Origin of the sequence: Stieleria maiorica (assembly GCF_008035925.1) — a bacterium.
In the GTDB taxonomy this organism is placed as follows: domain Bacteria; phylum Planctomycetota; class Planctomycetia; order Pirellulales; family Pirellulaceae; genus Stieleria; species Stieleria maiorica.
In genome coordinates, this window is record NZ_CP036264.1 from 1,656,926 (window position 1) to 1,683,627 (window position 26,702).

At 60.8% G+C, this 26,702-nt stretch carries 17 protein-coding genes and 2 tRNA genes; 12 read left to right on the top strand and 7 right to left on the bottom strand.

Annotation, left to right across the window (positions count from 1 at the left end; genetic code table 11):
* Nucleotides 1-23 precede the first annotated feature (23 nt).
* Nucleotides 24-1,106, top strand: a complete 1,083-nt coding sequence (locus Mal15_RS05460; RefSeq protein WP_147866838.1) for a hypothetical protein — start codon at nt 24-26, stop codon at nt 1,104-1,106.
* 279 nt (nt 1,107-1,385) lie between these two features.
* Nucleotides 1,386-2,351: an SRPBCC family protein gene (locus Mal15_RS05465; protein WP_147866839.1), complete on the top strand. Its 966-nt coding sequence runs from the start codon at nt 1,386-1,388 to the stop codon at nt 2,349-2,351.
* Between the two features lie 12 nt (nt 2,352-2,363).
* Here Mal15_RS05465 and Mal15_RS05470 read toward each other — a convergent pair whose 3' ends face one another.
* Nucleotides 2,364-2,603 carry a hypothetical protein gene (locus Mal15_RS05470; RefSeq protein WP_147866840.1) on the bottom strand — a complete coding sequence of 80 codons (240 nt, stop codon included), beginning with the start codon at nt 2,601-2,603 and terminating at the stop codon, nt 2,364-2,366.
* 140 nt (nt 2,604-2,743) lie between these two features.
* A complete protein-coding gene (locus tag Mal15_RS05475) occupies nt 2,744-3,742 on the bottom strand; it encodes an FAD:protein FMN transferase (RefSeq protein WP_147866841.1) in 999 nt (332 codons plus the stop codon).
* Nucleotides 3,743-3,989: 247 nt separating this feature from the next.
* On the opposite strand from Mal15_RS05475, the gene Mal15_RS05480 reads away from it, so the two are divergent.
* Both Mal15_RS05480 and Mal15_RS05485 read left to right on the top strand, forming a co-directional pair.
* Nucleotides 3,990-4,078, top strand: a tRNA-Ser gene (locus Mal15_RS05480).
* Between the two features lie 111 nt (nt 4,079-4,189).
* A tRNA-Lys gene (locus tag Mal15_RS05485) sits at nt 4,190-4,262 on the top strand.
* A 115-nt stretch (nt 4,263-4,377) separates the two neighbouring features.
* Here the strand turns inward: Mal15_RS05485 and Mal15_RS05490 are convergent.
* A complete protein-coding gene (locus Mal15_RS05490) occupies nt 4,378-5,715 on the bottom strand; it encodes a beta-ketoacyl-[acyl-carrier-protein] synthase family protein (protein WP_167546647.1) in 1,338 nt (445 codons plus the stop codon).
* Nucleotides 5,716-5,853: 138 nt separating this feature from the next.
* On the bottom strand, nt 5,854-7,017 hold the full coding sequence (locus tag Mal15_RS05495) for a GNAT family N-acetyltransferase (protein WP_233903292.1): 1,164 nt from the start codon (nt 7,015-7,017) through the stop codon (nt 5,854-5,856).
* Nucleotides 7,018-7,216: 199 nt separating this feature from the next.
* Between Mal15_RS05495 and Mal15_RS05500 the strand changes: the two genes are divergently transcribed.
* Nucleotides 7,217-8,068: a TrmH family RNA methyltransferase gene (locus tag Mal15_RS05500; protein ID WP_233903293.1), complete on the top strand. Its 852-nt coding sequence runs from the start codon at nt 7,217-7,219 to the stop codon at nt 8,066-8,068.
* Nucleotides 8,069-8,197: 129 nt separating this feature from the next.
* Here Mal15_RS05500 and Mal15_RS05505 read toward each other — a convergent pair whose 3' ends face one another.
* A complete protein-coding gene (locus Mal15_RS05505) occupies nt 8,198-9,499 on the bottom strand; it encodes an outer membrane protein assembly factor BamB family protein (RefSeq protein ID WP_147866843.1) in 1,302 nt (433 codons plus the stop codon).
* Nucleotides 9,500-9,685: 186 nt separating this feature from the next.
* Here Mal15_RS05505 and Mal15_RS05510 point away from each other — a divergent pair, with 186 nt between their 5' ends.
* Nucleotides 9,686-12,607 carry a tetratricopeptide repeat protein gene (locus Mal15_RS05510; protein ID WP_147866844.1) on the top strand — a complete coding sequence of 974 codons (2,922 nt, stop codon included), beginning with the start codon at nt 9,686-9,688 and terminating at the stop codon, nt 12,605-12,607.
* Between the two features lie 25 nt (nt 12,608-12,632).
* On the opposite strand, the gene acpS is transcribed toward Mal15_RS05510, so the two are convergent.
* Nucleotides 12,633-13,010, bottom strand: coding sequence for a holo-ACP synthase (gene acpS / locus Mal15_RS05515; protein ID WP_145389560.1), 378 nt, complete (start codon nt 13,008-13,010; stop codon nt 12,633-12,635).
* A 70-nt stretch (nt 13,011-13,080) separates the two neighbouring features.
* Entirely contained in the window at nt 13,081-14,064 is a 984-nt protein-coding gene (trpS, locus tag Mal15_RS05520) for a tryptophan--tRNA ligase (RefSeq protein ID WP_147866845.1), read from the bottom strand.
* 319 nt (nt 14,065-14,383) lie between these two features.
* On the opposite strand from trpS, the gene Mal15_RS05525 reads away from it, so the two are divergent.
* The 6 genes from Mal15_RS05525 to Mal15_RS05550 all read left to right on the top strand — a co-directional run bounded on the left by Mal15_RS05525 (nt 14,384) and on the right by Mal15_RS05550 (nt 26,470).
* Entirely contained in the window at nt 14,384-15,574 is a 1,191-nt protein-coding gene (locus Mal15_RS05525) for a TIGR03000 domain-containing protein (RefSeq protein ID WP_147866846.1), read from the top strand.
* Nucleotides 15,575-15,712: 138 nt separating this feature from the next.
* A complete protein-coding gene (locus Mal15_RS05530) occupies nt 15,713-16,582 on the top strand; it encodes a hypothetical protein (protein WP_147866847.1) in 870 nt (289 codons plus the stop codon).
* Nucleotides 16,579-17,910, top strand: coding sequence for an HTTM domain-containing protein (locus Mal15_RS05535; protein ID WP_147866848.1), 1,332 nt, complete (start codon nt 16,579-16,581; stop codon nt 17,908-17,910). Before Mal15_RS05530 ends, Mal15_RS05535 begins: the two co-directional genes overlap by 4 nt.
* 311 nt (nt 17,911-18,221) lie before the next feature.
* Nucleotides 18,222-18,995, top strand: a complete 774-nt coding sequence (locus tag Mal15_RS05540) for a hypothetical protein (RefSeq protein ID WP_147866849.1) — start codon at nt 18,222-18,224, stop codon at nt 18,993-18,995.
* Nucleotides 18,996-19,018: 23 nt separating this feature from the next.
* Nucleotides 19,019-20,581, top strand: coding sequence for a sulfatase family protein (locus Mal15_RS05545; RefSeq protein WP_147866850.1), 1,563 nt, complete (start codon nt 19,019-19,021; stop codon nt 20,579-20,581).
* A gap of 567 nt (nt 20,582-21,148) precedes the next feature.
* On the top strand, nt 21,149-26,470 hold the full coding sequence (locus Mal15_RS05550; protein WP_147866851.1) for a DUF4011 domain-containing protein: 5,322 nt from the start codon (nt 21,149-21,151) through the stop codon (nt 26,468-26,470).
* Nucleotides 26,471-26,702 lie beyond the last annotated feature (232 nt).

The following is a 26,702-nucleotide window of genomic DNA, read 5'->3' on the forward strand; positions in this document are numbered from 1 at the left end:
ACCACTTCACCGCACGCCGACCGATGACCCACCCGAAGCATCTTTCTGTCCCAGATAGCCCCGTCGCGGATGACGCTGCCGCGGATAACGTCGCCCCAGAAAACGGCGGCAACGCAACGGTGCCAGTGGCCGTCGAATCCGGATCGCTGTTGGGGACGTTGACATACGGACTGTCGCTGCCCGAGCGTACGGCGCGGAGCGCGTCGGCGGTGGTCGGCGGATTGGTCAACGAGACGGCCGGTTGGTTGATCCCGGCCGCGTTCCGTTCCTCCAAGACCTATTCGGCGTTCGTCCAGCAAGCACTCGACATGATGATTCACGACGTCGGCGGCGTCGAAAACCCCAACGCCGCCGCCGCGGATGCCGAGGAAGCCCAGTTGGCGCAGAAAGCCGTCGGTGGGCTGCTGGACCTGGCCGGCGCGGCGACCCTGCACCTGTCCCCGATCACGGTCCTGGCCGTCTTCAACGACGTCGCCTACGGATCGAGCCACTACCTGAAACGGCTCAGTGAAGAACTCAAGCGAGAGGGGATCATTGATGAAACCTCCAGCATCGATCACGTCTCCGACCTGGTCGATGCGCTCGAAAAAACCGGCGCGAGAGCCTCGACGGCAGCCAACGCACCGCCGATGAGTGTGGAGGCGATGACAGAAACGATCTCGCAGCTCACCCGCGAGATTCAGAATGTGGACCCGCGAAAGTTGATTCCGCAAAGCGAGATCAAACGGATTTGGAACGAAATGGAAGACGCCGCCGGCAAAGCGCATGTCGGCATCTGGGACGTCAGCACGACCATGACGATGTTCGCCATCGATCGGCTTTCGCTTTCCACCCGCGGCGCTTTGTCGACCGTTCGCGTCGCCGGAAGTTTGGTCGACGAGCATTTCTTTTCCCACTACGGCGACGCGCTGACCGCGATCAGTGAAAAAGGATTCTACGAAACTCTTTCCGCTTCATCCGAACCCTACCTGGAAGCCGCCTGGCACAACTTCGATTCCACCCGGGAAACCTGGACCGAAGCGCTGATCACCGGCCGGATGCCCAAAAAGGTCTGGACGCGGTTTGCCGAGTGGTTCAGGAACCGCCGCAATCGCCCCGCCTCCTGACTGCACTGCGTTTCCGGTCAACCGCAGCTACCTTCGCCAGAAGGTGGTGCCGTCGTGTCGTCCACGCTCTGGCGAGCGTCGCTACCCTCATCGTGCCGCAGTCCCCGCCGCTCCCCCATCATTCTGCCCCGAATCATTCTGCCTCCCATTGTTTTGCCCCCGCCTTATTGCCTCGGCCGTTTGTCCTCCCGCCGGCCACGCCCCAATCACCCAGAACCCGGCATGTTAAACTGACGTCCGTCGTGACCATTCGCCCAGCGCGCCCCAAGAGTTCCAGCCATGCCCGCGTTCACCGTCTCACGAACCATCCCGGTCCACTCTGATCCCGAAACCGTGTTTGCCAAGCTGACCGATTTTGCGACCTGGAAAACGTGGTCCCCATGGTTGCTGGCCGACGAAAACGCGACGTTCACGCTCAACGGCGACCCGACGGCGGTCGGCGGCGGTTACAGCTGGGACGGTCCGGTGGTGGGAGCCGGCCAGATGCAGCATCGGGAGCTCAACCCGCCCTCGTCGGTCCAATCGATCGGCACGATGCACGCCGACTTGCGCTTCACTCGCCCTTGGAAATCCGAATCCAAGGTGGATTTCGAAGTCAAAAAAAGCCGCGATGAAGACGGTCGGGAAGTGACGCTGGTTCGCTGGGACATGACCGGCAAGCTGCCGTTCTTCTTGTTCTGGATGAAATCGATGATGGTGTCGCTGATGAACATGGATTTCGACCGCGGCTTGCGGATGTTCAAGGAGATGGTCGAAACGGGCAGCGTCGCGTCAACGACGACCGTCAATGGGATCGAAGAATCGCAGCCCTGCTTCCTGCTGGGGCGGTCGGCCGGCACGACCTTGGCGGACATCGGTCCATCGATGGAAGAAACGATCCAGCAGGTTCAATCCAGCCTGTCCCAGGCCGGTGTTGCGAGCGATGGCCGCTGGATGTCCGTCTATGACGACATGAACATCAAAACACAATCGTTATCGTATTTCAGCGGAATGGCCGTTCCCGAAGGCACGCCGGTGCCGCCCGGTCTGGTCGCCCGATCCATTCCCCGATTTCGTGCGATGCACGTCACCCATACCGGTCGCTACGACCACATCGGAAACGCGTGGGCGGCGGCGTATCAGAACCTGCGCGCCGGCAAGCACAAGGTCAATCCATCCTTGCCCGGCGTGGAGATTTATACCAACAGCCCCGAAGACACTCCGCCAGAGGAGTTGGTGACAGAGGTGTACGTTCCGGTGAAATGACACCCCACCCGATCATTTGGACGGGTTCATGTCTTTGAGCGATTTGCCCAAGCGTTTCCGCGAGGCGGCGGTTGTTTTGCGGCGTGGCGTGGTGGTCGTCGTCGCCGATTCATTGCCCAGCAACGCCGCGAGGGTCGGTTGGACTTCCTGGTCCGTCTCGGGCAGACCGATTTGCTCGACCGCGTCGCTGACGCCCAGCACGACCGACTGACGCACGCCATCGCGAAGCCACTGAAAGAAATTCATATTCATATTGTCGAATCCGTTCTTGATCGGAAAAGGGGGAACGCTGCCGGGGCGACACGATCGCTACATCGGCATCGCATCACGCCCGTCTTGACTCTCTTGTCTGCCTTCTAAGATTCCGACACTTTCGACGTCCAGACTGATTTCTAGATCGATGCTTCATCGAGCGGCGGGTCGACCCACTCGAAATCCGCGAAAGGCAAGACTTCCACGCTGTCCTGGCGGATTTTCGCGCGGACGCCGATCATCCGTGGCAGCGTTTCATCGGTCGCCACCGCGGCTCGGATCGCATCGATGCCGCAGACAAAAAACGCCGTGCTGCACGCTTCAGCATCGGTGGCATTGCTGGCAATGGCCGTCAATGACAGCAAGTCTCCGGCCGGGAAACCGCTGCGGGGATCGATCACGTGGCCATAACGTCGGCCGCGATGGTGAAAGAACTGTTTTCCTGAACCGCTGGTCGAAAGCGCCTCGTTGTGCAATCGGATGCCGGCCAACCGCAGCTTGGGTTTGGTCGGGTGCGAGATGCCCACGGCCCAGCCCTGACTGCCGGAGTCCTGACTGCCGGAGTCCTGACTGCCGTCGGCGATCTGATCCCCGCGCGCGATCACGCTGCTGCCGCCGCCGTGAATCAGAAAATTGCTCAGCCCCCGCGCCGTCAGGGTGTCGGCCAACTCGTCCAGCGCGAACCCTTTGCCGATCGCCCCCAGGTTGATCTCCATGCCCGGCAATTCGAAGGCGACCGAGCGGCGATCGTCGTCGAGTATGACGTGGCGGTAGCCCACCTTGGCGGCGGCGTCGCGGACTTCCGCGGTCGTCGGTTTTCGCCCGCGGCGCTGGGTGAAGCCCCAGACGCGAACCAGCGGCCCGGCGGTCACGTCAAACGCACCGGCCGTCTTTTCACTCCAGTCCATCGATCGTCGCAACAGGCGATACGTGTGCTCGGAGACCGGGACCGGATGATCGCTCGCCGCGGCGTTGATCCGCGAGATTTCGCTGTCGTCCTGGTAAACCGTCAAATCGGCCTCGATTCCGTCCAGCAACTCCAGGGCTTCGAGCGCCGGTTCGACCAGGTGCGCGTCCGATTTCGCCAGAATCACGGAGAATTCCGCCGCCATCGCATGGTGAGAGATTGTCGTCAGCATCGTTGCATCAGTGTCCCGTTGAGTTGGGGGGGCGGAGGTTGGCCGCCAAAGTGGTAGCAGGATAGGGCCGTCGCAACCCGATCGGAATCGAAAAACACCGCGGCAAAACACCCGAACCCCGGCTGCGGATTGAATCTCTATTATTTCCGGCCGGAGAAAGCAAAACGATGGGTTGCCAAGATTTGATCTATCCCACACAATCTCGCCTCAAGAAAGACCCACCGAGTCACCGAAAAACGGTGGGTACGGAGCGGTGGCTGAGTGGTCGAAAGCGCCGGTTTGCTAAATCGGTGAACGGGTCAAACCGTTCCGCAGGTTCAAATCCTGTCCGCTCCGCTTGAGAGCCTCACTTCATGAGGCTCCAAAAAAATGTTTCGTTGGCCGTTAAATCCATTGGCGGTTGTGCGGTCAACGAGGAAGACGCGGGCTACACCCCCACGTCGCGATGAGAGTGTAGCTCAGTCGGTAGAGCATTCGACTTTTAATCGAATGGTCCTGGGTTCAAGTCCCAGCACTCTCACTCATTTTCTACTGCAGCTTGGTTTTCGAGTAGTGGACGAGGCGACGAGTCCATTCGGATCGCAAGCTGCGAGGACTCCTCGCGTCCTCCACTACGGCTTTGTCGCCCCTGCGGCTCAGCCCAGCAGCACCGCCATCGCGCTGCCGTCGGTGGTGTGCGACAAGCACAGCACGTAAGGCGATTTCAGTGGTTCGGGGGCTTCGGCGAATGTGATCCCCGGATGCGTGCCGCCGTGACGTGTTGGCGGGATCGTCTTTTTGGCCAGCGACAATGCTCCGGTCGCCAGCTCGATCACGCCCGATGCCGCACCGGTATGCCCCAGTGCCGCGGACACCGCAACCACCGGGCAAGTCACTCCGGATTCGGCCAGCGCGGTCGCCTCACCGGCATCGACTTGCCGGTCACCGATCGCATGGCTGACGACCAGACCGATCTGGTCAGATGTCAATCCGGACTGCTGCAGTACCGCCTGGATCGCCATTTGAATCGCGGTGGAAGCCTGTCGCGAATGGGGTGTGTTCGGCTCCGGTTCTCGGTAGCCGCTGCGAATCGCAGCGGTGGGGCTGAACCGCGACGCCGCCGCCAGCACGGTGGCCAAGATGTTGGCCCCACGTTGCTCGGCGTGCCGGCGGGTTTCCACGACCAGCGATCCCGCACCTTCGCCTCCGACCACGCCGGGGGCATCGGGATCGTGCGGGCGCGACAGGTCTTCGATCGGCAGATCGCCTCGCTCGGGGACCGGCAAATCGCGGTGGTACAGCATCCGTGTGGACCCGATCCGCGTTCCCGTGGCACCGACCAGGACAACGTCGGCGATGCCACGATTCAAATACGATTCGGCCTCCAGCAGGGCCGCCGGGCCGGAAACATCACCCAAGACCAGCGAATTGTTGGGGCCTTGAGAATTGATCGAAATCCCGACTTGGCAGGCCGGCATGTTGGGCAGGTACTTCAACATCCACAGCGGCATCACCTCGCGCTGGGCCGATACTCCGAAGCGTTCCGGATGAAACTGTCCCGATTCGTCGATGCAGCCGCGCATCGCGTCGGCCAGTTCATCGGGCGGGTTGAAGAAAATCTCGCTCCCGAAGACCGCACCGAGCCGCTCTGGGGGGACGGCGCCGGAGTCGGATGCCGGGATGGAATCGGCCAGCCCCGCGTGCTCGATGGCCAATTGGGCCGAAGCGAACGCGGTTTGGATTTCGCGGCACATCACCTTGAGTGCCTTGCGCGGCTTGACGTATTGCTTGGCTTGGAAATCGATGATCGGGGCGCCGATCCAGACCCCGTCGATCGTTTCGTCCGGGGCCGGCTTCGCTTCGCCGTCGGTTCGGTCGGCCAGCGATCGGACCGCGGTTCGCCCTTCCAGCAGAGCGTCGAAGTAATCCTGTTGTCCGATCCCGATCGCGCTGACGATTCCAACCCCGGTGATCACGACGGTTTCGCGTGGCATAGCAGACGACGGGTGTGGCATCGAGGAGAAGTGGGCAGAAGGGACAAATCGAGCCGCGAGTATGATTTGTCGTCGACGCGATGGCTAGACGTGGGGCGAATTCGCTCGCCCCCGCGTGGACGATCGGACCGTGACGCGTCAGAGTTTGCGGTCGTAAATCCGTTGGGTCTTCATTTTTTTTGCCCCGCCACGTTCGATCGTCCCTCGCGAGAGCCGGTTGCTTTCCAGCACCCACGAGAATTCGCCGGTCCGGATCCCAAATTCGATCGCATCGGGCAGGATCCGGGCCAGCGTCACCAGCCCCAGCCCCCAGCTCTGGTATTTGGGCAGGACGTTTGTGCTGACCAGTCTCAGACGGTCGATCTTGCGTTTCCCCAGCCACAGTTTCAGCCATCCGAAGGGCAGCAAGTGGCCGTTCATCTTGATCAGCAGCTGGTTGAAATCCAGCAATCCGAACCCCGCCCCGACGGGCTCGCCGTCGATCTCTGCGATGCTCGTCAGCTCCGGCACGATCAGCAATTTCAACTGCTTGGATTGGTGCACCAACTCCTCGTGACTCATCGGCACATAGCCCCAGGTCCGCTGCAGCGATTCGTTGTAGATCCGCAGAAAGGCTTGGACGTCTTCGTCGAATCGAGAGCGATCGATGGGGCGACAGGTGACCTTGAATCGTCGGGTGGATTCTTCGATGACAAACTTCAACTTGGGGTCGACGGTCGCCAGCTGGTCGATCGTTGCGTCATAGCAAAACACGTCCTGGCACTTTTCAAAACCGCAAGCTTCGATCAAGTCGCCGTAGTAGGCGTGGTTGTAGGGGATCAAGAACGTGGGCGGCGTGTCGAAGCCGTCGACCAGCAAACCGACTTCGTAATTCAGGCTCGGGTTGACCGGGCCGCGGACGTCGGTCATGCCTTGTTCGCGCAACCAGTCGGCGGCCGCATCAAACAAGCCGCGGCTGACATCCGCATCATCGATGCACTCAAAGAACCCAAAAAACCCCCGTTGTTCGTTGTGATGCCGGTTGTGGGCGTGGTTGACGATGGCGACGACCCGTCCGACGACGCGGCCGTTTTTTCGGGCCAGAAAGGCGCGGCTGTCCGCATCGTTGTAGAACGGATGTGATCCGAACCCGCAGAGCTGTTTTCGTTCGCTCCACAGCGGCGTGACCCAGTTGGGGTCGCCCTTGTACAACTCGCGCTCGAGTTTCAAAAACGCTCGGCGGTCCGACCAGCTCTGCACCGGCGCGCATTGGATTGCGGCCGAGGTGGTCGCGGTTGACGTGGTCGTTGTTGAATCGTTCATCATCCATCCGGTTGGTCGTAGCCGATCTTGGGCCGCCGGCAGCTTGCCCTGTCGTCGCGGGGGATCCGTGATAGTATCTTCGCGGCGCGCGTTGGCACACCCGGATGCCCGCGTCAATTCGTTCGATTCAGGCTGTTTCGCCCGATACAGGCCGTGTTTCTTTGTTCCCCCTCTGCCCCACCGCCCCCGAGCGTGACCCTTGCTGACCAGCCTTCGTAATCCGACCGTCAAACGTCTGGTCAAAATGCGTGACAATCGCGCCCGGCGAAAAACCGGCCACATCCTGGTCGATGGTTGGCGTGAGACGCAGCGGGCGATCCAGGCGGGGCTGGATCCACTGGGGATTTACGCGGTTGCCGACAGCGGTGATGCGACCGCAGCCGAGGACACTGGGGATACTGGTCGCTCCATCGGTCCGCAGTCCGACGCCCGGCGATTCGTCATCGACGCGGCGGGACAGTCCTTGGTCGACGTCAGCGCTGCGGTGATGCAGAAAATCGCTTACGGCCAATCCGAGCGTGGCGTGGTTGCCGAGTTCGCGGCGCCGCCGTGGGGTCTGTCGGAATTACGCGTGCCCGAATCCGGATTGATCCTGGTGCTCGACCAGATCGAAAAACCGGGCAACATCGGTGCCGCGTTTCGATGTGCCGATGCCGCCGGTGCCGACGCCGTGATCCTGTGCCCGGCCGCGGCCGACCGCTTCAATCCCAATGCGATTCGCAACAGTTTGGGCGCGGTCTTTTCGGTGCCTTCGGCTGCGGCCGACGAAGCGGATGCCAGGTCATGGTTGGTCCGGCACGGCTACGGGATCTGTGCCGCCCGCGTCGAATCCTCGCGTCCGTTGTGGCAAGCGGATTTGACCGGGCCCGTGGCGATCGTCATCGGCAGCGAAGCGTTCGGGCTTGGGGCTCACTGGCAGAGCGACCCGCAGACGGCCATCGATGCGATTCGGATCCCGATGGCGGGGGACGTCGACAGCCTGAACGCCTCGGTCTCCGCCGCCGTGTTTCTCTATGAAGCCGCCCGCCAACGCGAGGCGACCGTGGGATAGGCTTCGATTTGTACGACAGCCCTTCCGGGCTGTCGCTCATGGGGCTATTTGTACGATGGCCCTTCCGGGCCGTCGCCCGTGGGACACTGCGCGACGACCTCGAAAGGACGTCGTACTCCGGCGCCGCGATCACTCGCCGATGCGGTACAGCGCGTGGCGGGTGCGTTGCAGCAGCCCGCCGTCGACCGGCACGGGGCTGGCAACGGTGTAGGGCTCCTCGTCTGCCACCCGGTTGGTTTGGACGACGTCGGGGGTGTCGGAATCCAGCGGTCCGATCACGTAGGTCGTTGCATCTTCGCCGGTGACGTACAAGTGATTTCCGGCGACCAAGGGTGAACTGCTAAACCCGATGCGAGATTTGGGCAGCTGCACGGTCCACAAGGTCTTTCCGGTTTCCAGCTCGACCGCTGACACGGTGCCCTTGGACGCCTTGCCGTCGCCGGCAAAGTAGACGCGGTCGCCATCGATCGCCGGCGTCGGCACGTCGCTGCCGAGGTCGTCGCGGTGCCACACGATGCTGTCGCGTCCCTTGCCGTCAATCACGTCGCTGATCCGGCAGGTCGTCACGCTCGCGCCGCGCGAGTAGGGGCAAACGATCAGGTCCCCTTGGACCGCGGGGGATGCGATCGATCGAAAGAATTTCTCTTGGTCGGGATTAAATCCGCCGACCCGCCCGAGTTCGCGACCGTCGCTGGCCGAGTGAATCGTCAAATGGTCGGCGCCCATCACCGCGATCAGATTGCGGTCTTCCATGGCGATCGGAGTCGCGTAACTTTGTGCCGCCTCCTCTGGGGCTCCAAGCTGGCGATCGACCTTCCAGGCCAAGTCGCCGGTCGAGCGGTCGTACGCGACCAGATAACTGGGGCCGGTCTGCATGACCGCGACGACGACCAAATCGTTGATCAACGTGGGGCTGGAACCCAGGTCCCACCACAGGGTGTCTTCGCCGAATTCGTCCTGCAAATTGACCTGCCAACGCACGTTTCCGTCCATGTCGACGCAGGCCAAATCGCCGCTGCGAAAATAGGCGTACACGGCATTGCCGTCGGTGACCGCCGAAGGATTGCTGCCGCCGCCCTTGCGGTGCTTGTTGCCACGATCGGTGCCCAAGGCCGTGCCCCAGAGCGTCTGGCCGCTTTGGACATCGATCGCAAACAGCGTGTTTTGGCCGTCCGTCCCTGCCGTCAAAAAGGCCTTGGAACCGGCGATGACCGGGGTGCTGCCGCCCAGTCCCGACAGATCAGCCTTCCAAGCGATCCCCGACTTCTCACCCCACTTGGTCGGATACGATTCTCCGGCGGCGACGCCATTTTGCATGCCCCCACGCCATTGCGGCCACGAAACGGGATCGTCGGCCGTCGCGATGGAAGGGGCGTCCAGCGACACGGTCGCGGTGGCAAACAAAACAAACGCGATTCGAAACGACCGCATGGTGGGATTCCTCTAGCAGCGATAGAAAGCGGACACGGGGTGGGAAGGATCTCCTGAGAGATCGGGGGTCCATCTGTTATGATGGATGCGAACAAATCATACCAGAGCAACCCCGCGCCCGCGGTGGATCGGAACGGCCTGCATACGACGCGGCTCATTCACTTTCAACTGAGAACAATGGTCGACATGGAACACCAGCGTTTGCGGAATTCGAATCGGTTTCTCCGACCGGGACGCGTCGCCACCTGCACGCGGACCCTGTCGGCCGCCGTTCTCTCCGTGACCGTCCTGGGGCTCGCGACGGTCCAAGGGCAAACGTTGCCGGCCGAAACGCCACTGGCCGATAAATCGCCGGCCCGCTCTCGCACCGACGCCGACGGCATGCAACCAGGGGTGTCAGATCCGATCCAGAATCTCGACCAACCGGCAAACCTGGCGCGGGATCGTTACGTCGATCGTCAACGTGCGACGCTGCAGATGTGGCGGTTGCGAACACAATCGCGCCAGGCCGTGCAGGATGCGGCGCGCAACGCCGACCCCGAAGTCGCCGAGCGCGCCGCCTGGATCCTCAAACAGTGGCGCAGCGCCTCGCTGCCCGGTGTCGCCAAGGGACCCGCGGAACTCCTGCTCGATCGCGGCAGCCCGTCGGCCCTGGCCTCGGTGCTCGAACAGGGGGCGTTTGATGCCGTGTTGGTCGCCGTGGAAGAATCTGCGGGGACGATCGAGTTTGATCAGATCAAGCAACGCGTCGTCACGCTGCTCTCGCAACGCTACCCATATTACTGTGACAAGGCACATGCCGAGGGAACCGAAGCGGACCTGTTAAAGTTACTCGACGCCGTCGCCATCGACCGCAACGTTGCGACTGCCTGTCGTGACTTGAAACGCTACCTGGGCATCGACCCCGACGACACATCGGTTGGGGCACCTCGCGGTGCCGATCCGCTGCCCTCGGCGGCGTCGCTTTGGAGCCCTTCGGAGCGCGAGATTTGTTTGGCGCTGTTTGCGATGCTGCGTGGCGACGTCGACGCCTCGATCGCACACGCGAGACAAACCGGCGATCCCGTGTTGTTGCGGATCGCGCGAATGCTGGGCGATCGGTGGCAAGAGATCGCCGACGAGGCGTTTGAGCTGGCGGACACCGCGGCCACGCACGAAGAACGGATCGAAGCGGATGCCTGGGGCTTGGCCGCAACGTCGCGCACCGGTGATCAAGCCCGCTTCGATTCGGCGCAATCGCGATTGATGGCGCCCGAGCCCGGCGAGTCGGAGATGGTCTGGAACATCCGCTGGCGGGCGTTGGCCATGCACGGCAGCATCGATCAGGCCATCGACGTGATGGCCGGCGTCGACCCAGCCGCCGCGGCGAAGGTCGCCTGCGCCGCGTCCAGGTTTCGACGCGCCGAACAACTTTGCGGGTTTCCACTCGAACGGATCGACAGCGATCTGGACGAATGGATCAGTGACGCCTACACCGATCAAGCGAACTTGCCGACCGGTTCGATCGCTCCGTCGATGGAACGCCTGTACGCCTTGGCAAGATTGTTGGTCAACGTCGGCGACACGCAACATGCTTGGCAGATCTATCAACGATTGACGCCGCGTCAGGTCATTGTGTCTCCCTACGGGGCGTCGCTGCGCGAGCAAACGCTCGTCGAGCTGGATCTGATCAATCGCTTTGATTGGATGCTGGACGCCGCCGCCGCGCCGGGCGAAAACGCGGTCACCCAGCGAACGCAAGCGATCATCGCGCGGGCGCTGAACACGGAATTCGAGGCCTTCCGCAAGGTGCTCGATCGGATCAAACTGGTCCGCCCGGGCAGCGATTTCCGCGAACGATTTCGCATCACCTTTCAATTGTTCCGCGGCAAACAACACGAACAGTTCGCCGATGCCCAGGACTTTCAAGCGTTGCTGGATTCGTTGCTGCATGATGAACAAATCAAACGCAGCGGCGGGCGGACCTATCAGGTCGAACAGGTCTCGCTGGATCTGGACATCATCGACATGCTGATCCGTCAGGGACAAGTCGATCTTGCCGAGCAAGGGCTGGAGGTGTTGACGCGCGCCGATGACTTGGACGCGTTGATCACCGCCGCGGATACGAAAACGCAGCAGGGGGACCACAACGCGGCGACGCGGCTTTGGCAACGCGTCGCCGATCGATCGGCACAGTACACCGCGGCCAACGCGCTGATCACCGTCGATCATGGCTTGTCCTATGCCAAGTCCGTCGTCGGCAGCTGGATCCTGGCCAAACGTGCCGGGCATCGACAGATCGCCGACCGGCTCGAAAGCCGACTGCGATTGATGCTGACCAGCCCGTCGATGGGGTTTCGCAAAGAACTGGCAGATCATTTGCGCGAAGTCGGGCAACACGAACTTGCCGCCGAAGTCTTGCGTGATCTGATCGTGCTGGCCAGTTTCGGCGGCGACGATTCGCCAGACTTCTTCCGCGTCGCGGTCACCTATGTCGGCGTAATCGATGACCTAAAAGAAACCGACCCGGACGCCCTGGACGCGTTGCAGATTCCTGCCGACGAAGCGGTCAAATGGAGTGATCTGGCGGTGCTGGGAATCTTAAAGACGACGATGTACCACGACACCGCATTCATCAGCGTCCCGCTGAGTGTGCGGAAGACGTTCTTGCAACGGGCCATCGAGACCGGCGACGAGTCGCTGGCCCGCGAAGCGATCGCGGAAATCGAATCGTTCGATCCGTTGAACATCGATTACGGCGAGCGGATGCTGCCCGAACTCAGGAAGGCCGGCCTGGCGGCGCTCGCCGATTCGGCCTTCGACCGACTGATCGATCGGGGGCTCGAGCATGTCGGCCATTTCCCAGGCGACGCCACGGCGCTGAACAACCTGGCATGGACCGCGGCGATGAACCAGCGAAGACTCGACGAAGCCCTCCGGTTATCCGAGCGCGCCGTCATGCTGGAACCCGACAGCGTGATTTTTCGCGACACCTTGGCCGAGGTTTTGCACCTGCTGGGCCGAACTGAGGAGGCGTTGGCGATCGAATCAGCCTGCCTGTTGGACGAACCCGACCAGTGGCACCTGCATCAGCAGATCGAAAAGTATCAACAACTGTTACGGCAGTGACGTGACGCTGTCCTGTGATCCTACCTCACGATTCGGCGATGACGTGGGCGACGGCGTGGGTGCGGCAGGCGGACACGCTCAGGTGCAACAGCGCGATGTCATTTTCGCTGGCGCATTGCAGCGCGTTTCCGCTCAGCACGATCTCGTGACCGGCACCGGGACGCACGACGACTTCGATCTCATTCCAGCGAACACCGCGGCGGCGGCAATGCAGTGCCTTCATGACTGCTTCTTTGGCTGCCCAGCGTGTTGCGAAGTGTCCCGGTGCGTCGGCGGTTTGGACACAGTATTCAATCTCATCGGCGGTGTAGACGCGTTCGAGAAACTGTTCACCGTGTGTTTCAATCATCTTTGCGATCCGAACCGTTTCAACGATTTCGGTGCCGGTGGCGACGATCGACATAGTGATGGTTATCCAGGCGACAAAGGGACGTCCCGACAAAACTCCGACTCGGAGTGGACGTCCCTTCAGTTTACTTCAGCCCGGACGCCCGCTGGGCGCGCAACAAGACCTCCGCGGCCACCGCTCGGGCCCGCGCCGCACCGGCTTGTAGCACCTCGTGGACGTAATCCAGGTTCTTTTCCAGATCCGCCCGCCGCGCCCGCGCGTCGGCAAAATAGACTTCGCTCGCCTCGGCAATCGCCTTCTTGACCTCGCCGTATCCGAATCCGCCGCGGCGATACATCGCTGCCATCTCGTCCCGTTGTTGCTGGTCGGCGAACAAACTGTACAGTTCAAACAGGTGGTCGCCGACCGGTTCCTTGGGATCTTCCATCGGACGGCTGTCGGTCGTGATCCGCATGATCTGCTTGCGGATCGGTTTGACTTCACCGAACAACGGCAACGTGTTGTCGTAGCTCTTGCTCATCTTTTCGCCGTCGGTTCCCGGCACCTTGGCGCTGTCGTCCAAGACGTTGGCCTTGGGCATCACAAACGTCTCGCCGTAATGGTGATTGAACCGGCCGGCGATGTCGCGACAGACCTCGATGTGCTGCACCTGGTCGGCACCGACGGGAACCAGCTGGCTGTCAAAGGCCAGGATGTCGGCCGCTTGCAGCACCGGATAGGTGAACAATCCCGCGTCGGCCGGGATCCCCTTGTCGACCTTCTCCTTGTACGCGACACAACGTTGCAGCAAACCCATCGGGGTGCCGGCCAGCAGGATCCAGCACAACTGGCTGACTTCGGGCACATGCGACTGCACGAACAGCGTCGCTTTCTTCGGATCCAGCCCCAATGCCAACAGATCCAGTGCGATGTCCAGCACATTTTGTCGCAGTTGGGCTGCGTCGCGGACCGACGTCAGCGCGTGCAAGTCGGCGATGAAATAAAACCCGTCGTTCTGTTCCTGCAACGCGATGTATTGACGGATGGCACCGAAATAGTTGCCCCAGTGTGGACGCCCGGTGGGCTGAATGCCCGAGAGCACGCGTTTGGTGGTCACAACTTCGGTCATCGAAAAGAATCCGCCAGAAAGATACGGTGGGTTATCAAAGCACGGGGGCGCTACGTCGGCAGGATTGTGTTCGATTGGGTGATTCCTTTGAAGAAGGGCCTGTAATTTTTCGCCGTCGGATTCATTAGTGGACGCGCGTTCCGGTTGACTTCCATGGTGTGGTCTGGCGTGCCCCAGGTGTGCGGATTCGTCAAAAACCCCGCAGACGTCAAATTTTGCCTTAGCTGCTTGATTGCCCCATTTGTACCGCTATTTTATGACGTGTCGTCCGGAGTGTCCGGCGTACTCATATCAGCGGGATCGGAGGGTATTTACAACTATGACGCGTTTTCGATTTTCGGTCTGTTTGGCAGTGTTGATCGCTGCGGCGGGCTTTTCTGAACTTGCCGCTGCGGGCGGATCTTCCGGAGGTTCTTCGGGAGGTTACGCAAGCTCCGGTGGCAGCAGCGGCGGGCAAGTGGCCCTGTACGGTGCTGCATCTTCCGGAGGCAGTTACGGTTCGTCCGGCGGCTATGCCAGCAGTGGCGGATCGTCCGGCGGCTACGTCGGACCGCTGCGACGATTGGCAGCCAAAATCCACGCCAACCGTGAAGCACGACGTGCAGCGGCCAGCAGCGGTGGATCCTCCGGCGGCAGCAGCGGCGGTTCGTCCGGTGGCAGCAGCGGTGGATCCTCCGGTGGCAGCAGCGGCGGCAGCAGCGGTGGATCCTCCGGCGGCAGCAGCGGTGGCGTCGCCTACGCGTCTCCGGCAGTCGGGTACTCCGTTCCCCTGACCCGCTTCCGCTCCAGCTCGGTCGCCATGGCTGGTTACGAATCGTCGTCGATCGAATCCTCGTACCGGCAGTACACCCCATTGAAAAGCTCGGTCGCTGACAGCAATTCTGACAGCACCGCCGAAGCGGCGGCTGCCGAGAGCGATCAATACGCATCCGCCAAACCGGCTCTGGATGACGACGCAGCCTTGCTGACCGTCGCCGTGCCCAACGATGCGGCGAGCGTTTTGGTCAACGGACACAAGACGACCAGCGATGGTATGGTGCGACAATTCATGTCGCGTGGTCTGAAAGAAGGCTACCTTTACACCTACGTCGTCCAGGTCACCTATGACCACGATGGCGAGACGAAAACGGAAAGCCGCGAAGTGAAACTTCGCCCCGGTGACAACGAACGCGTCGTGTTTGAGCCGCCGGCCGTCGATCAACCTGCCGCGGACGACTTGAGCGCAAGCACCGCTCCGGTCGAACGAACCATGGTCACCGTTGTCAAGCTGCACGTGCCCTCGGGCGCCAAAGTCAACTTGGCCGGCAACGACACCAACGGCAAAGGCATGGTCCGCACGTTCCGTACGACTCAGCTGAAATCGGGTGAGCGTTGGGACAACTACACCGTGCGTGTGACCGCCCAGGTCAACGGCCAATCGCTGTCCCGCCAGCGGACGATTGATGTCGTCGCCGGAAGCACGAACGAGCTGACGTTTGATTTCGACAGCAACACGGTGGCCAGCCGCTAGACGGCTTCGGTAAACACCGACCAATCGTTTTGACGACGCCTGATCGGATCGCTCCGGTCAGGCGTTTTTTATTTGGATTACTCTCCCCGGCACCGCTGGCCTCCCTACACATTGGCCGCCGCGCGGTTAATCTGTAAGTTGTTTTCCCCAGTTTTCCTGATCCGAACGTCCGAGCGACGCAGCGCGATCAGCCGCACTCAACGAGACGATTCACCGGGATTTGAGATGGCCGACGATGACGGCGATTCAGCGGCATCAACCGACTCTTTATCGGACCGTGCTTCGTTGCGGCGATGGAAGATCATCGCCAGCGCACTCCTGCTTTTTCATCTGTTGGCCGTCGCATTGCCGCCGCTGGCGTTTCAAACGTTCAGCCTGGATGGCCCCTCGCCACTGGTCGGGACGCTGATCCGGCCCTTCGCCGGATACGGCCAATTCTTTCATATGGATCGCGGCTACGCGTTCTTTGCCCCCGACCCGGGACCGAGTCACCTGATCCAGGCGGCGTCGACCAATGCCGATGGTACGCTGGCCGAGCGGATGTATCCCGACCGCGAGGATCAATGGCCGCGGTTGTTGTACCACCGACATTTTATGCTGGCCGAGTTTCTGAATGAATCCTATTGGCCGCCCGGGCCGCCCGATGAGATGTTCCAGTCGGATCGCCCGGCCGCCGAGCTTTGGCAACAGCGACGTGGACGCTACGAATACATCCGCCAATCGATGGTCGATCATTTGAAGAGCGTCAACGAAGGCCGTGAAGTGGCGATCCGTCGCATCGAACACGGATTGCCGGGGCTGCAAGAATTTACGGAACAGCCGATCGCGCTTGATGACCCTCGGCTGTACAACGTGTTGCTCGATCAACCGATTTTCAGCGACGAAATCGCGCCCGCCCCGGTGACCACCGAAGTCATCCCGGCACCGGAGGTCAGTGACGAAGCCCCGTCGACAGATCCGTCTGGACCGTCCGATCAAGAAACCGACGACGTGGGGCCCCAGTCATGAGCGGCACGTCGGCATCGGCAAGTTCAAGCGGGGAATCTTTCGGCGAAGCACTGTCCCGATGGGCCGAGGCATGGGACCGGTTTTGGTTCACACCCACACGCCCCCACACGCTGTGCGTGATTCGCATCCTGACCGGAGCGATGTTGCTGTACTGTCACCTCGTGTTGGCCAGCGATCTGCTCGCTTTCGTCGGCCCCGACGCGTGGATGAGCAACGACATGGCGCGTCAATTACACGACGGGGCATTCGGCGTCAGCGATTGGGCACGCAGCTACCTCTGGTACCTGGAAAGTCCCACGGTGATTTGGCTGCATCACGGTTTCACCATCGCGGTGACCGCGATGTACATGATCGGACTTGGGACTCGGATCACCATCCCGCTGGCATTGTTCCTGCAGTTGATGTACTTGCACCGTTTGACCGGCGCGCTGTTCGGGCTCGACCAGATCGTCACCTACACGACGATGTACCTGGCGCTGACCCCGTGTGGCAGTCGGTATTCGATCGATGCCTGGATCCGACCACGGCTGATCGGTAAATGCGAATCCTCCGCGTTTTGGCGATTCATGCTTCCCGATGATTCGCCCAGCGTCGCGGCCAACGTGGGGACACGCTTGCTGCAATTGCATCTGTGCGTGATCTATCTGTTCGGCGGTTTGTCCAAAGCCCGAGGCGAAACCTGGTGGAACGGAACGGCCGTCTGGTACGCCGTGTCCAACTATGAATACCAGTCGTTGGACATGACCTGGATGGCTCGCTACCCCGCGATCATCTCCGCGCTTTCCAACGCGACGTTGTTTTGGGAAGTCTTTTACTGTGCGTTGATCTGGCCGCGGGTGACACGCCCGTTCGTCTTGGCGGTCGCGCTGGGCGTTCACGCGTCGATCGGGGCGTTCCTGGGCATGATCACGTTCGGGTCGATGATGATCATCGCCAACGGGATCTTCTTGTCGCCGCGGTTGTTCCAAAGCAAAGAGCAACGCCAACTGGACGATGAGGCGGCGGCGCTGATCGAACACGACGACGCCGATGTCGATGCGGCCGAAGCCGAAGCGGCCGAACAGGAGGAGGCCGAGCGGGAGCTGAACGAGCAGCTGCAAAACCCCGATCTGTCGGCCAGCGAACGGGCGCGGCTGAAGGAAAAACGGGACAAGATCCGGGCCGCCGCCGCCCGCGTCAAACGTCGCTATCGGGCGCTCAAAAAACGCGAAGAAAAATACGAAGCCCGCGTCAAAAAACTGCGTGAGCGGGAAGCGAAGATCAAGACGATCGTGCAAAAACGCCGCGACCGAAAAAGCAAAGGCGACGGGGATTCGACGATCGAGTGACGGCGACACCGACGCCGACGCAATCGCGATCCTGCTGATCTCAAATGGACAGCCGCAGTTCGACGCAAGCCGACGGGCCCAATCTGCGGCGGACCGATTGGAAGATTCACCACAGAGGACACGGAGGAACACAGAGATCCGCGCCGTGATTCCTCTCTGTGTTCCTCCGTGTCCTCTGTGGTTAACCTTTTCCCCTGTCGCGAATTTCGTCCGGACTTCACGACCGTTTCGCCGCCCAATCACGACGCTCAATCCCCGCCAATCTGGTAGAATAAGACCTCGCTTTTTAAGCCCCGAAACGAGTCGCATTCATGGCCGATCCGGCCCCCTCTGACTTCACCGACCCGGCGTTTCTGGCCGCCCGCGAAGCCGCGATGCGGGCCTCGCCGGCGCCGCCGGACGCCCCGCCGTGGCGGCCGCCGTCCTTTGCCGACGCGCTCCGGGTCAGCGAGAAGATCACGTCCGATTACCGCGAACTTCATCGGCCCGGTTCCGTCGATGTCAAACCCAGCGAAGTCTGTGCGGCGCTCGAGCAGTCCGGCGTCAAGAACTGGATGCTGATGGGGCTGCACGGATACGTCGGCTACATGAGCGACCCGCGAGCGACCCAGGACGTCGACGTGCTGGTGCCCTACAGCCAAAAAAAGAAAGCCGTCAAAGCGCTGCAGCAGCGCTGGCCGACCCTGGTCGTCAGCGAATTGGAGTTCGTGGTCCGATTCAAAGATCCCGGCGATTTGGACGATGCCGGACAACCCAAAGTCGTGATCGACCTGATGCTGCCTTGGGGAAAACTGCACGAACAGATTCTCGATCAGCATCTGTTCGACGAACCGAGTTCTGGTCACCGGATCCCAACGTTGGAAGCAGCCTTGGCGCGCAAGTATGCAGCGATGGTGGCTCCGTATCGTCAGTTCGAACGCAAAACCCAAGACTCAGCTGATTTTCGAAAAATGGTCAAGTATCGCGGTGATGGTATTGATCGCCACGTGCTCGAACAGCTTGGAAACATGGTCTGGGAAAACGGCGGCCAAGAGATCCTTTCGTTTGTTGATCTGGCATTGGCAGACAAACAGTTCCCTCTCTAACTCCAATTGAATTCGGATTCTCTATGCGTCTCGTTGTCCTCCTCCTGTTCGTCTACTGGCTCGGTTCGGTCGATTTCGCTCGCTGCGAATCCCCCACCCGTCCGAACATCTTGCTCGCGATTGCGGACGATTGGTCCTACGGGCACGCCAGCGCCTACGGATGCCCGTGGGTCCAGACCCCCAGTTTTGATCGCGTCGCCCGTGAAGGCCTGTTGTTCCAAAACGCGTACACGCCCAATGCCAAGTGCGCCCCGTCGCGGGCCATCATCTTGACCGGCCGCTATTCCTGGCAGCTGGAAGAAGCCGGCAACCACATGTGTTACTTCCCGGCCAAATTTGGTGGCTATGTCGAACGTTTGGCCGCCGATGGCTACTTTGCCGGATTCACCGGAAAAGGCTGGGGGCCGGGGATCGCCAATGACGCCGACGGAAACCGACGCGCGATCACCGGAAAGGCCTATTCGAAAAAGAAAGCCAAGCCGCCGACCTCCAAAATCTCAAACAATGACTACGCCGCAAACTTTGAAGACTTCTTGAACGACGTCCCCGACGGTGCGCCTTGGGTGTTTTGGTACGGGACCACCGAACCGCACCGCGCGTACGAATACGGTTCGGGTGTGCGGATGGGCAAGAAGACGTCCGACATTGATGCCGTCCCAGGATACTGGCCCGATAATGAAACCGTCCGCAACGACATGCTGGACTACGCCGTCGAAGTCGAACATTACGACCACCATCTCGGTCGCATCCTCGATGCGCTCCAAGCCGCCGACCAACTGGACAATACCTTGATCGTCGCCACCAGTGATCACGGCATGCCGTTCCCCCGCGCCAAGGGCCAAGCGTATGACGAATCGAACCATATCCCGATGGCGATTCGTTGGTCCGCCGGGATCGAATCACCCGGACGCGTCGTCGATGACTTCGTCGATTTCGCTGGACTGGCACCCACGTTTTTGAAGGCCGCCGGGATCACACAGCTCGGTCCGATCATGCAACCCACCAGCGGGCGTGACCTGTTTGACGTGTTTCAAGCCGACGGTCCGATTGCCGACCGCGATCATGTGCTGGTCGGAAAGGAACGCCACGACATCGGTCGCCCCAACCGCGGCGGTTACCCGATCCGCGGCATCCGCAAAGGCGACCTGTTGTACCTGCACAACTATGCCACCGACCGTTGGCCCGGCGGCAACCCGGAAACGGGCTACTTGAATTGCGATGGCGGGGCCACGAAAACGGAAGTGCTGCAAATGCGCCGCAGCGGTGCTGCGACCACGTTTTGGAAACTGTGTTTCGGCAAACGGCCGGCCGAAGAACTTTACAACGTCGCGGACGATCCCGATTGCATCAACAACCTGGCGAATAATTCGGGACTGGCAGACCAACTCGCCGAACTTCGACAGCAGATGGAAGACGAACTCAAGGCACAAGGCGATCCGCGGATGTTCGGCAACGGGGACATCTTTGACCGCTACGAGTACACGTCGCCGGCGACCGCAGGTTTCTACGAACGGTACATGTCCGGTGAAAAACTGCCCGCCGGCTGGGTCAATCCGGACGATTTCGAAACCGAACCGCTGGATTAGCGCCGACTAACCCTCCCTGGAAGGGAGGGTCGAGCGAAGCGAGGGGAGGGGCGATTCGTTGTCGCTGAGTGCTATCGAGCCACAGCGAACCCTCCCCGGTCGCCCGAACGACAAGGACGGTCTGTGCCCACGGATGGCAGCGCGAACCCACGGATGTTATTCAATTGGGGATCCGTGGGTACGCTTTGCCATCCGCGGGTCAAAGCACTTCCTAACGGGCTGTCGATTTAGTGAGCCGACGGCGCTAGCCGCGGGCCTAGCGGTGCCAGCATCGCGCTTCGAGGCCCGTGGCTAGCGCCATCGGCTCACTACTGGTTCAGTTGCGATTAAATCAACAGGCCGCTAACCGGACACGGTCCCCGGCGGTCACTGCTGTACGAGCAGGCGGCGCCCCGGCCCAGCCGCGTAGTCTCCTTAATCCACAAAACCCGAACCGGCGGAGAAAACGCATTGGATCCTCGTTGCCGGATCCTCGTCCGCACGGCGCAAGGGCGTAGAATTCGGCTGCGGTAAATCGACTTTCTGCCGCGAATCAATTGATTCTGGACCCTCGCACGGGCGTTTTCGATGACTCCTTCTTCGACCGACCCAGCGTCTTCGCTGGATGTCAGTGATGATGATTTACCCCACACGGCCAGCGCAGCGTCGATCGAATTCGAACTGTCCAGCAGCGTCAATTTTGCCAGCTACCAAAACTCGATCCCAGTTTTGCGTCGACTTTGCGTGCGCAACCGGTCCCAGGACCCACTGATCGACCTGCGGTTGGAACTGACGTCCGAGCCCGGTTTCCTCAAATCGAAAACCTGGGTGATCGACCGCATCGATCCCGATTCAACGATCACGATCGATGACAACGACGTTCACCTGGATGCCGGTTATCTGGACCGGCTGAATGAAGCCCAGCGCGGTGACGTCCGATTCGTCTTGCGCGATTCCGACGCGATTGTCTGTCAACGCGATGCGGACCTGCGCGTGCTCTCGCGCGACGAGTGGGGCGGTGTGTCTTCGATGGGAGAACTGCTGTCGGCGTTCGTGATGCCCAACGATCCGGCGGTTTCGGGGTTGTTGAAACAGGCCGGTGAAATTCTGGCCGGAAACGGATTCTCGCCTTCGATGGATGGCTACCAAAGTCGCGATCCCAAACGGGCGCACCTGCTGGCCTCGGCGATCTGGTCGGCCGTCGTGGCCAAACAACTGACCTACGCCAACCCGCCCAAGAGTTTTGAATCGCGCGGGCAAAAGACGCGCCCGCCCGCGACGATCCTGCGCGACGGTTTGGCAACCTGTTTGGACAGTTCGCTGTTGTTCGCGTCGGCGCTCGAGGCCGTCGGGCTTCATCCGGTCATCGTGATGAAACACGAGCACTGTTTCGTCGGCGTCTGGCTGGTCGAAACCTGCTTCGGCCGGTTGATCGAACGCGATTGTTGTGAAGTTCGCAAGGCGGTCGCCGCAGGGGAGTTGATCGTCTTTGAATCCACACTCGTCACCCGTCGACCCGCCGGATCGTTTGACGATGCGATTCAGTCCGCGGTGCAACAGATCGCCGAAGCCGAAGAAGACCGCTTCGTTGCCGCGATCGATGTCCAGCGGGCGCGGATGGTGAAGATCAAACCGCTGCCGTCGGTCGGCGAAGAGCCTGAGGACTCCAGTGAATCCGAAGCCTCCCGGTCGAGGCCACTGCTTTCGCTGCCCCCCTCCGGACCGTCGCCGATCGAGGAGTCGGCGGAGCCCAAACCGACGACTCCGGAAGGACGCATCGATCGCTGGCATCGCAAGTTGCTGGACCTGACGCTGCGCAACCGGTTGTTGAACTTCAAATCGACCAAACAGACGATCCCGTTCCTGTGTCCCGAAGTCTCCAAGCTGGAAGACCGACTGTCCAGCGGCAAACGGTTGAAACTGGTCTCGTTGCCCGATGCCAACGTCGCCGCCGGACGCGACGTCGCCCATCACCAGAAAACCAAGCTGGAAGATCTGGAAATCGAATATGCCAAAGCCGCATTGGAACGCAATGAAGTCTGCGCGACGATCGGCGGCGAGGAATTGGCCAAGCGTTTGGTGACGCTTTACCGCAGTTCACGCAACGACATGGCCGAAGGCGGCTCGAACACGTTGTATCTGGCCGTCGGTTTCCTGCGCTGGAAGGAACGGCCGAGCGACTCGCGATCCTTTCGTGCCCCCCTGCTGCTCGTCCCCGCCAAATTGTTGCGCAAGAACGCCAACTCGGCCTACCGGTTGGCGCATCACGAAGACGACGTGCGGTTCAACGCGACGTTGATCCAGAAACTGAAACGCGATTTCGATTGTGACCTGTCACAATTCGAATCCGAATTACCGATGGACAAGAACGGTGTCGATGTCCCTCGCGTCTTGGACATGGTTCGTCGCGAAATCCGTGAGCTGCCGGGATTTGAAGTGGTCGACGAATCGGCACTGGCATCGTTCTCGTTCGCCAAGTATCTGATGTGGAAGGATCTGGTCGATCGCAGCGACCAATTGGAAAAGAACCGAGTCGTCCGTCACCTGGTCCGCAATCCCGAAACGGCTTTCCAGAGCGCGGTGGAAATTTCGATTCCCGATCAAACGGAAATGGACCGGCGGTTTGATCCGATCGATTTGATCCATCCGCTCGATGCCGATTCGTCACAGTTGGCCGCCGTGATGGCCGCCGCCGAAGGCCACGATTTTGTCTTGATCGGACCGCCCGGGACGGGCAAAAGTCAAACGATCGCCAACATGATCGCCCAGTGTTTGGCGGGTGGAAAAACGGTCCTTTTCGTTGCCGAAAAAACGGCTGCTTTGGACGTCGTTCAGCGCCGACTCGAGCAAAACGGGTTGGGCGATTTTTGCGTGGAATTGCACAGCAACAAGGCCGAACGAAAGCGTTTTCTACAGCAGCTTGATCAGGCGTGGCAAAGCGGCGGGCGGAAAGGCCGCACGCATTGGAAAACGATCAGCGAAGAACTGAAACTGTCACGCGACCAATTGAACGCCTACGTCCGCTCGCTCCATCGCCAAGCGTCCAACGGCTGGACGGCCTATCAAGCGATCGGAGTTTCGGTGGCCGGCGAATCCGTCGAAACGCCTCGATTGTCATGGCCCAACCATGACCAACACGACCGACACGCGTATCAATGGATGGAGCGGTTGGCCGATGAAATCGCATTGAACTTCGGCGCCGTCGCCGACATGGATCCGCTCGATGCGGTCACCCGAACGCAGTGGTCGATGCAATGGGAACGCGAACTGCTCGACCATTGCGAAAACCTGTGCACCGCCATCGATGCCTTCCGGCCCGAACTGGCCCGGTTTTGTGACGCGTTGGGGCTGGAGATGACCGGCGACGATGTTGACGCTTCGTCGTCACATTTGCGAAACCTCCACCGGCTTGCCATCGAATTGGCCGCGACCGCCGACGTCGATTATCAGACCGTCTTTGATGACCAACTGGACGAATTGCCGGGGCACTTGAAGGATCTAGATGACGCGATCGACGCCTTCGATTCCGCCGCTGCACAGTGCTCGCTGACTTTCGATGATGACAACCTGAAAGGGATTCCCGTCGATCAGTTGGAACGGGACTGGAACGTTGCGTTGGAGTCCTACTGGCCCCTGTCGTATCTGCGCAAACGCGCCGTCATCAAGTCGCTGCAAAGTCATGCCCGACTGGGCGTCGCCGATCCGTCGAACGACTTCGAGCCGATCCGGACGATGCAGCGGGAATTGGCCAAGATCGATCGGAACCCTCTGGCCAGTCGCGACCATCTTTGGCAGCACCGGCACACCGCGACCGCATCGGTCGATCAGCACCTCGAGCGTTGCCGTGAACTGTTGAATTTGGTTCAGCGGTGCGCGTGGCCCTACCGGAATTCAGCCTCGCAACTCGAGTCACTTCGTCAGATCCTGAAGCCCTTCCTGCAAAACCGATCGTCGGACGATCCGCTATTCGAAACGGCCAAACAGTTCTCACGCAGCTACGAGTCGTTCGACACGGCGGCGGGGCACTTCGAACACCTGGCCGGCAGTCGGGCGTACCCCGCGGAATCCACAAAATGTTTGACCGATTCAGTCGCCATGGCGCGGCGGATCGAAGCCAACCGCACCAAGCTGCAACGTTGGACGGCATGGCAATCGGTTCGAAGTCGGGCTTGCGAAGTCGGTATGTCCCCCATCGTCGCGGCGACGGAAACCGGCGAGATTCCTCACCAAGACGTGCCGAATCGTTTTCGGTTGGCCTACGTCCGCTGGTGGCTGCCGCGGGTGATCGATTCGGACGACGTGCTCCGCGACTTCCAGCGATTTCAGCACGAGAACACGATCGGCGGCTTTGTCGATCTGGATGCCAAGGCTCGGCAAGCGGCGGCTGGTCGCGTGCGCAAATCGGTCGCCCATCGATTGCCCGAACAAAGTGAAGTGCCGCGAAAGTCGGAACTGGGGATGCTGCGCCACCAGATCGGATTGAAACGTCCCAGTAAGTCGATTCGGGAGCTCGTTTCGATGATGCCAGAGCACTTTGCCTCGTTGGCACCGTGCTTGTTGATGTCGCCACTTTCGATCGCTCAGTATTTGCCGGCCGACCAGCCGCCCTTTGACGTGGTGATCTTTGATGAGGCGTCGCAGATCACGACCTGGGATGCCATTGGCGCCATCGCTCGCGGGCGACAAACGATTATCGTCGGCGACCCGAATCAGTTGCCGCCAACAAACTTCTTTGGCAAATCCAATGACGACGAAGACGACGAGGAGCTGGAGGATTACGAGCGCGACTTGGAAAGCATTCTGGATGAAGCGAAGGCGTCCGGGTTGCCGACACTGCAATTGAACTGGCATTACCGCAGCCGGCACGAGTCGTTGATCGCGTTCTCCAATCATCACTACTACGACAACCAACTGGTCACGTTTCCTTCGCCCGAAACGACCGACAGCGCCGTCTCGCTGCGACACCTGCCGCACTCGGAGTACGACCGCGGCAAGACACGCACCAATGCAATCGAAGCCGAAGCGATCGTCGCCGAATCGGTCGCTCGGATGAAACAGTGGCTGGAGTTGCCCGAACAGGACCGCAAAACGCTCGGTGTGGTCACGTTCAACAGTCAGCAACAAACGCTGATCCAGGATCTGTTCGACCAGGCACAGCGTGACGATCCGACGTTGGAATGGTTCTTCAGCGACGATCGGATCGAACCGACGGTCGTCAAAAATCTGGAAAACGTGCAGGGCGACGAGCGGGACTTGATGCTGTTTTCGATCACCTTTGGACCCGGTAAATCGGGAAAAGTGCCGTTGACGTTTGGGGCGCTTAATCGCGACGGGGGAGAGCGACGGTTGAACGTCGCCGTGACCCGTGCCCGTGAAGAATTGATCGTGTTTTCGTCGTTCACCGCCGATCAATTGCCGGCGGAGAACTCCAAGTCACGCGGGGTTCGGGATCTGAAAGCGTTCTTGGCCTTTGCGGAAAAGGGAGCCACAGAATTCGAGCGTCTCGAATCATCCTCGCTGCCGTCGAATCCTTTGCCTCAAGACACGGCCGGCGATCTCCCGTCGCTGGAATCCGCGATCGCCGATCGGCTGCGCACCCGTGGCTGGGACGTGACGCGGCAAGTCGGCGTGTCCGGGTTTCGCATCGCGTTGGCCGTCCGCGACCCCAGCGACCCGCACACCTACTTGGCGGGCATCGAGTGCGACGGCGCAAACTATCGCAATTCCGCCACCGCGCGAGACCGCGACAAGACACGCCAATGGGTGCTCGAGAACTTGGGCTGGAACATCCTCCGCGTCTGGTCACGCGACTGGTGGTACGACCCTGAGGGGGCGATCGAACGATTGGATGAAGAGCTGCGGAGCTTGCGCGCTCAGGGGAATGGCACGGGCATCAGCGCTGGTGTCTAGCCTTTAGGCGACTCCCGGTCGCTGCTTCGCAGCGACAGTCGGCGGTTAAGTCCTGAATACAACGAGGACGCCAATTCCACCTTGGCGACCTTGGAACGCTATGCCGAAGCTGCCGGGAAACAGATGATCGTCCTGCTGTCGGACCCGGTCAACTGAATCACACGGCCTGCTGGGCCCCTTTCATTAAACCATCGTATCGCCTTTGGCGAACCGAGCACTCACTGTGGCGCCG

Bases quoted from the DNA above. Each gene is read 5' to 3' on its own strand.
- Mal15_RS05550 (WP_147866851.1), top strand. From the start codon at position 21,149: ATGACTCCTTCTTCGACCGACCCAGCGTCTTCGCTGGATGTCAGTGAT.
- Mal15_RS05545 (WP_147866850.1), top strand. From the start codon at position 19,019: ATGCGTCTCGTTGTCCTCCTCCTGTTCGTCTACTGGCTCGGTTCGGTC.
- Mal15_RS05540 (WP_147866849.1), top strand. From the start codon at position 18,222: ATGGCCGATCCGGCCCCCTCTGACTTCACCGACCCGGCGTTTCTGGCC.
- acpS (WP_145389560.1), bottom strand. From the start codon at position 13,010: ATGTCGATCGTCGCCACCGGCACCGAAATCGTTGAAACGGTTCGGATC.
- Mal15_RS05470 (WP_147866840.1), bottom strand. From the start codon at position 2,603: ATGAATATGAATTTCTTTCAGTGGCTTCGCGATGGCGTGCGTCAGTCG.
- Mal15_RS05525 (WP_147866846.1), top strand. From the start codon at position 14,384: ATGACGCGTTTTCGATTTTCGGTCTGTTTGGCAGTGTTGATCGCTGCG.
- trpS (WP_147866845.1), bottom strand. From the start codon at position 14,064: ATGACCGAAGTTGTGACCACCAAACGCGTGCTCTCGGGCATTCAGCCC.
- Mal15_RS05510 (WP_147866844.1), top strand. From the start codon at position 9,686: ATGGAACACCAGCGTTTGCGGAATTCGAATCGGTTTCTCCGACCGGGA.
- Mal15_RS05495 (WP_233903292.1), bottom strand. From the start codon at position 7,017: ATGAACGATTCAACAACGACCACGTCAACCGCGACCACCTCGGCCGCA.
- Mal15_RS05475 (WP_147866841.1), bottom strand. From the start codon at position 3,742: ATGCTGACGACAATCTCTCACCATGCGATGGCGGCGGAATTCTCCGTG.
- Mal15_RS05505 (WP_147866843.1), bottom strand. From the start codon at position 9,499: ATGCGGTCGTTTCGAATCGCGTTTGTTTTGTTTGCCACCGCGACCGTG.
- Mal15_RS05490 (WP_167546647.1), bottom strand. From the start codon at position 5,715: ATGCCACGCGAAACCGTCGTGATCACCGGGGTTGGAATCGTCAGCGCG.
- Mal15_RS05535 (WP_147866848.1), top strand. From the start codon at position 16,579: ATGAGCGGCACGTCGGCATCGGCAAGTTCAAGCGGGGAATCTTTCGGC.
- Mal15_RS05465 (WP_147866839.1), top strand. From the start codon at position 1,386: ATGCCCGCGTTCACCGTCTCACGAACCATCCCGGTCCACTCTGATCCC.
- Mal15_RS05460 (WP_147866838.1), top strand. From the start codon at position 24: ATGACCCACCCGAAGCATCTTTCTGTCCCAGATAGCCCCGTCGCGGAT.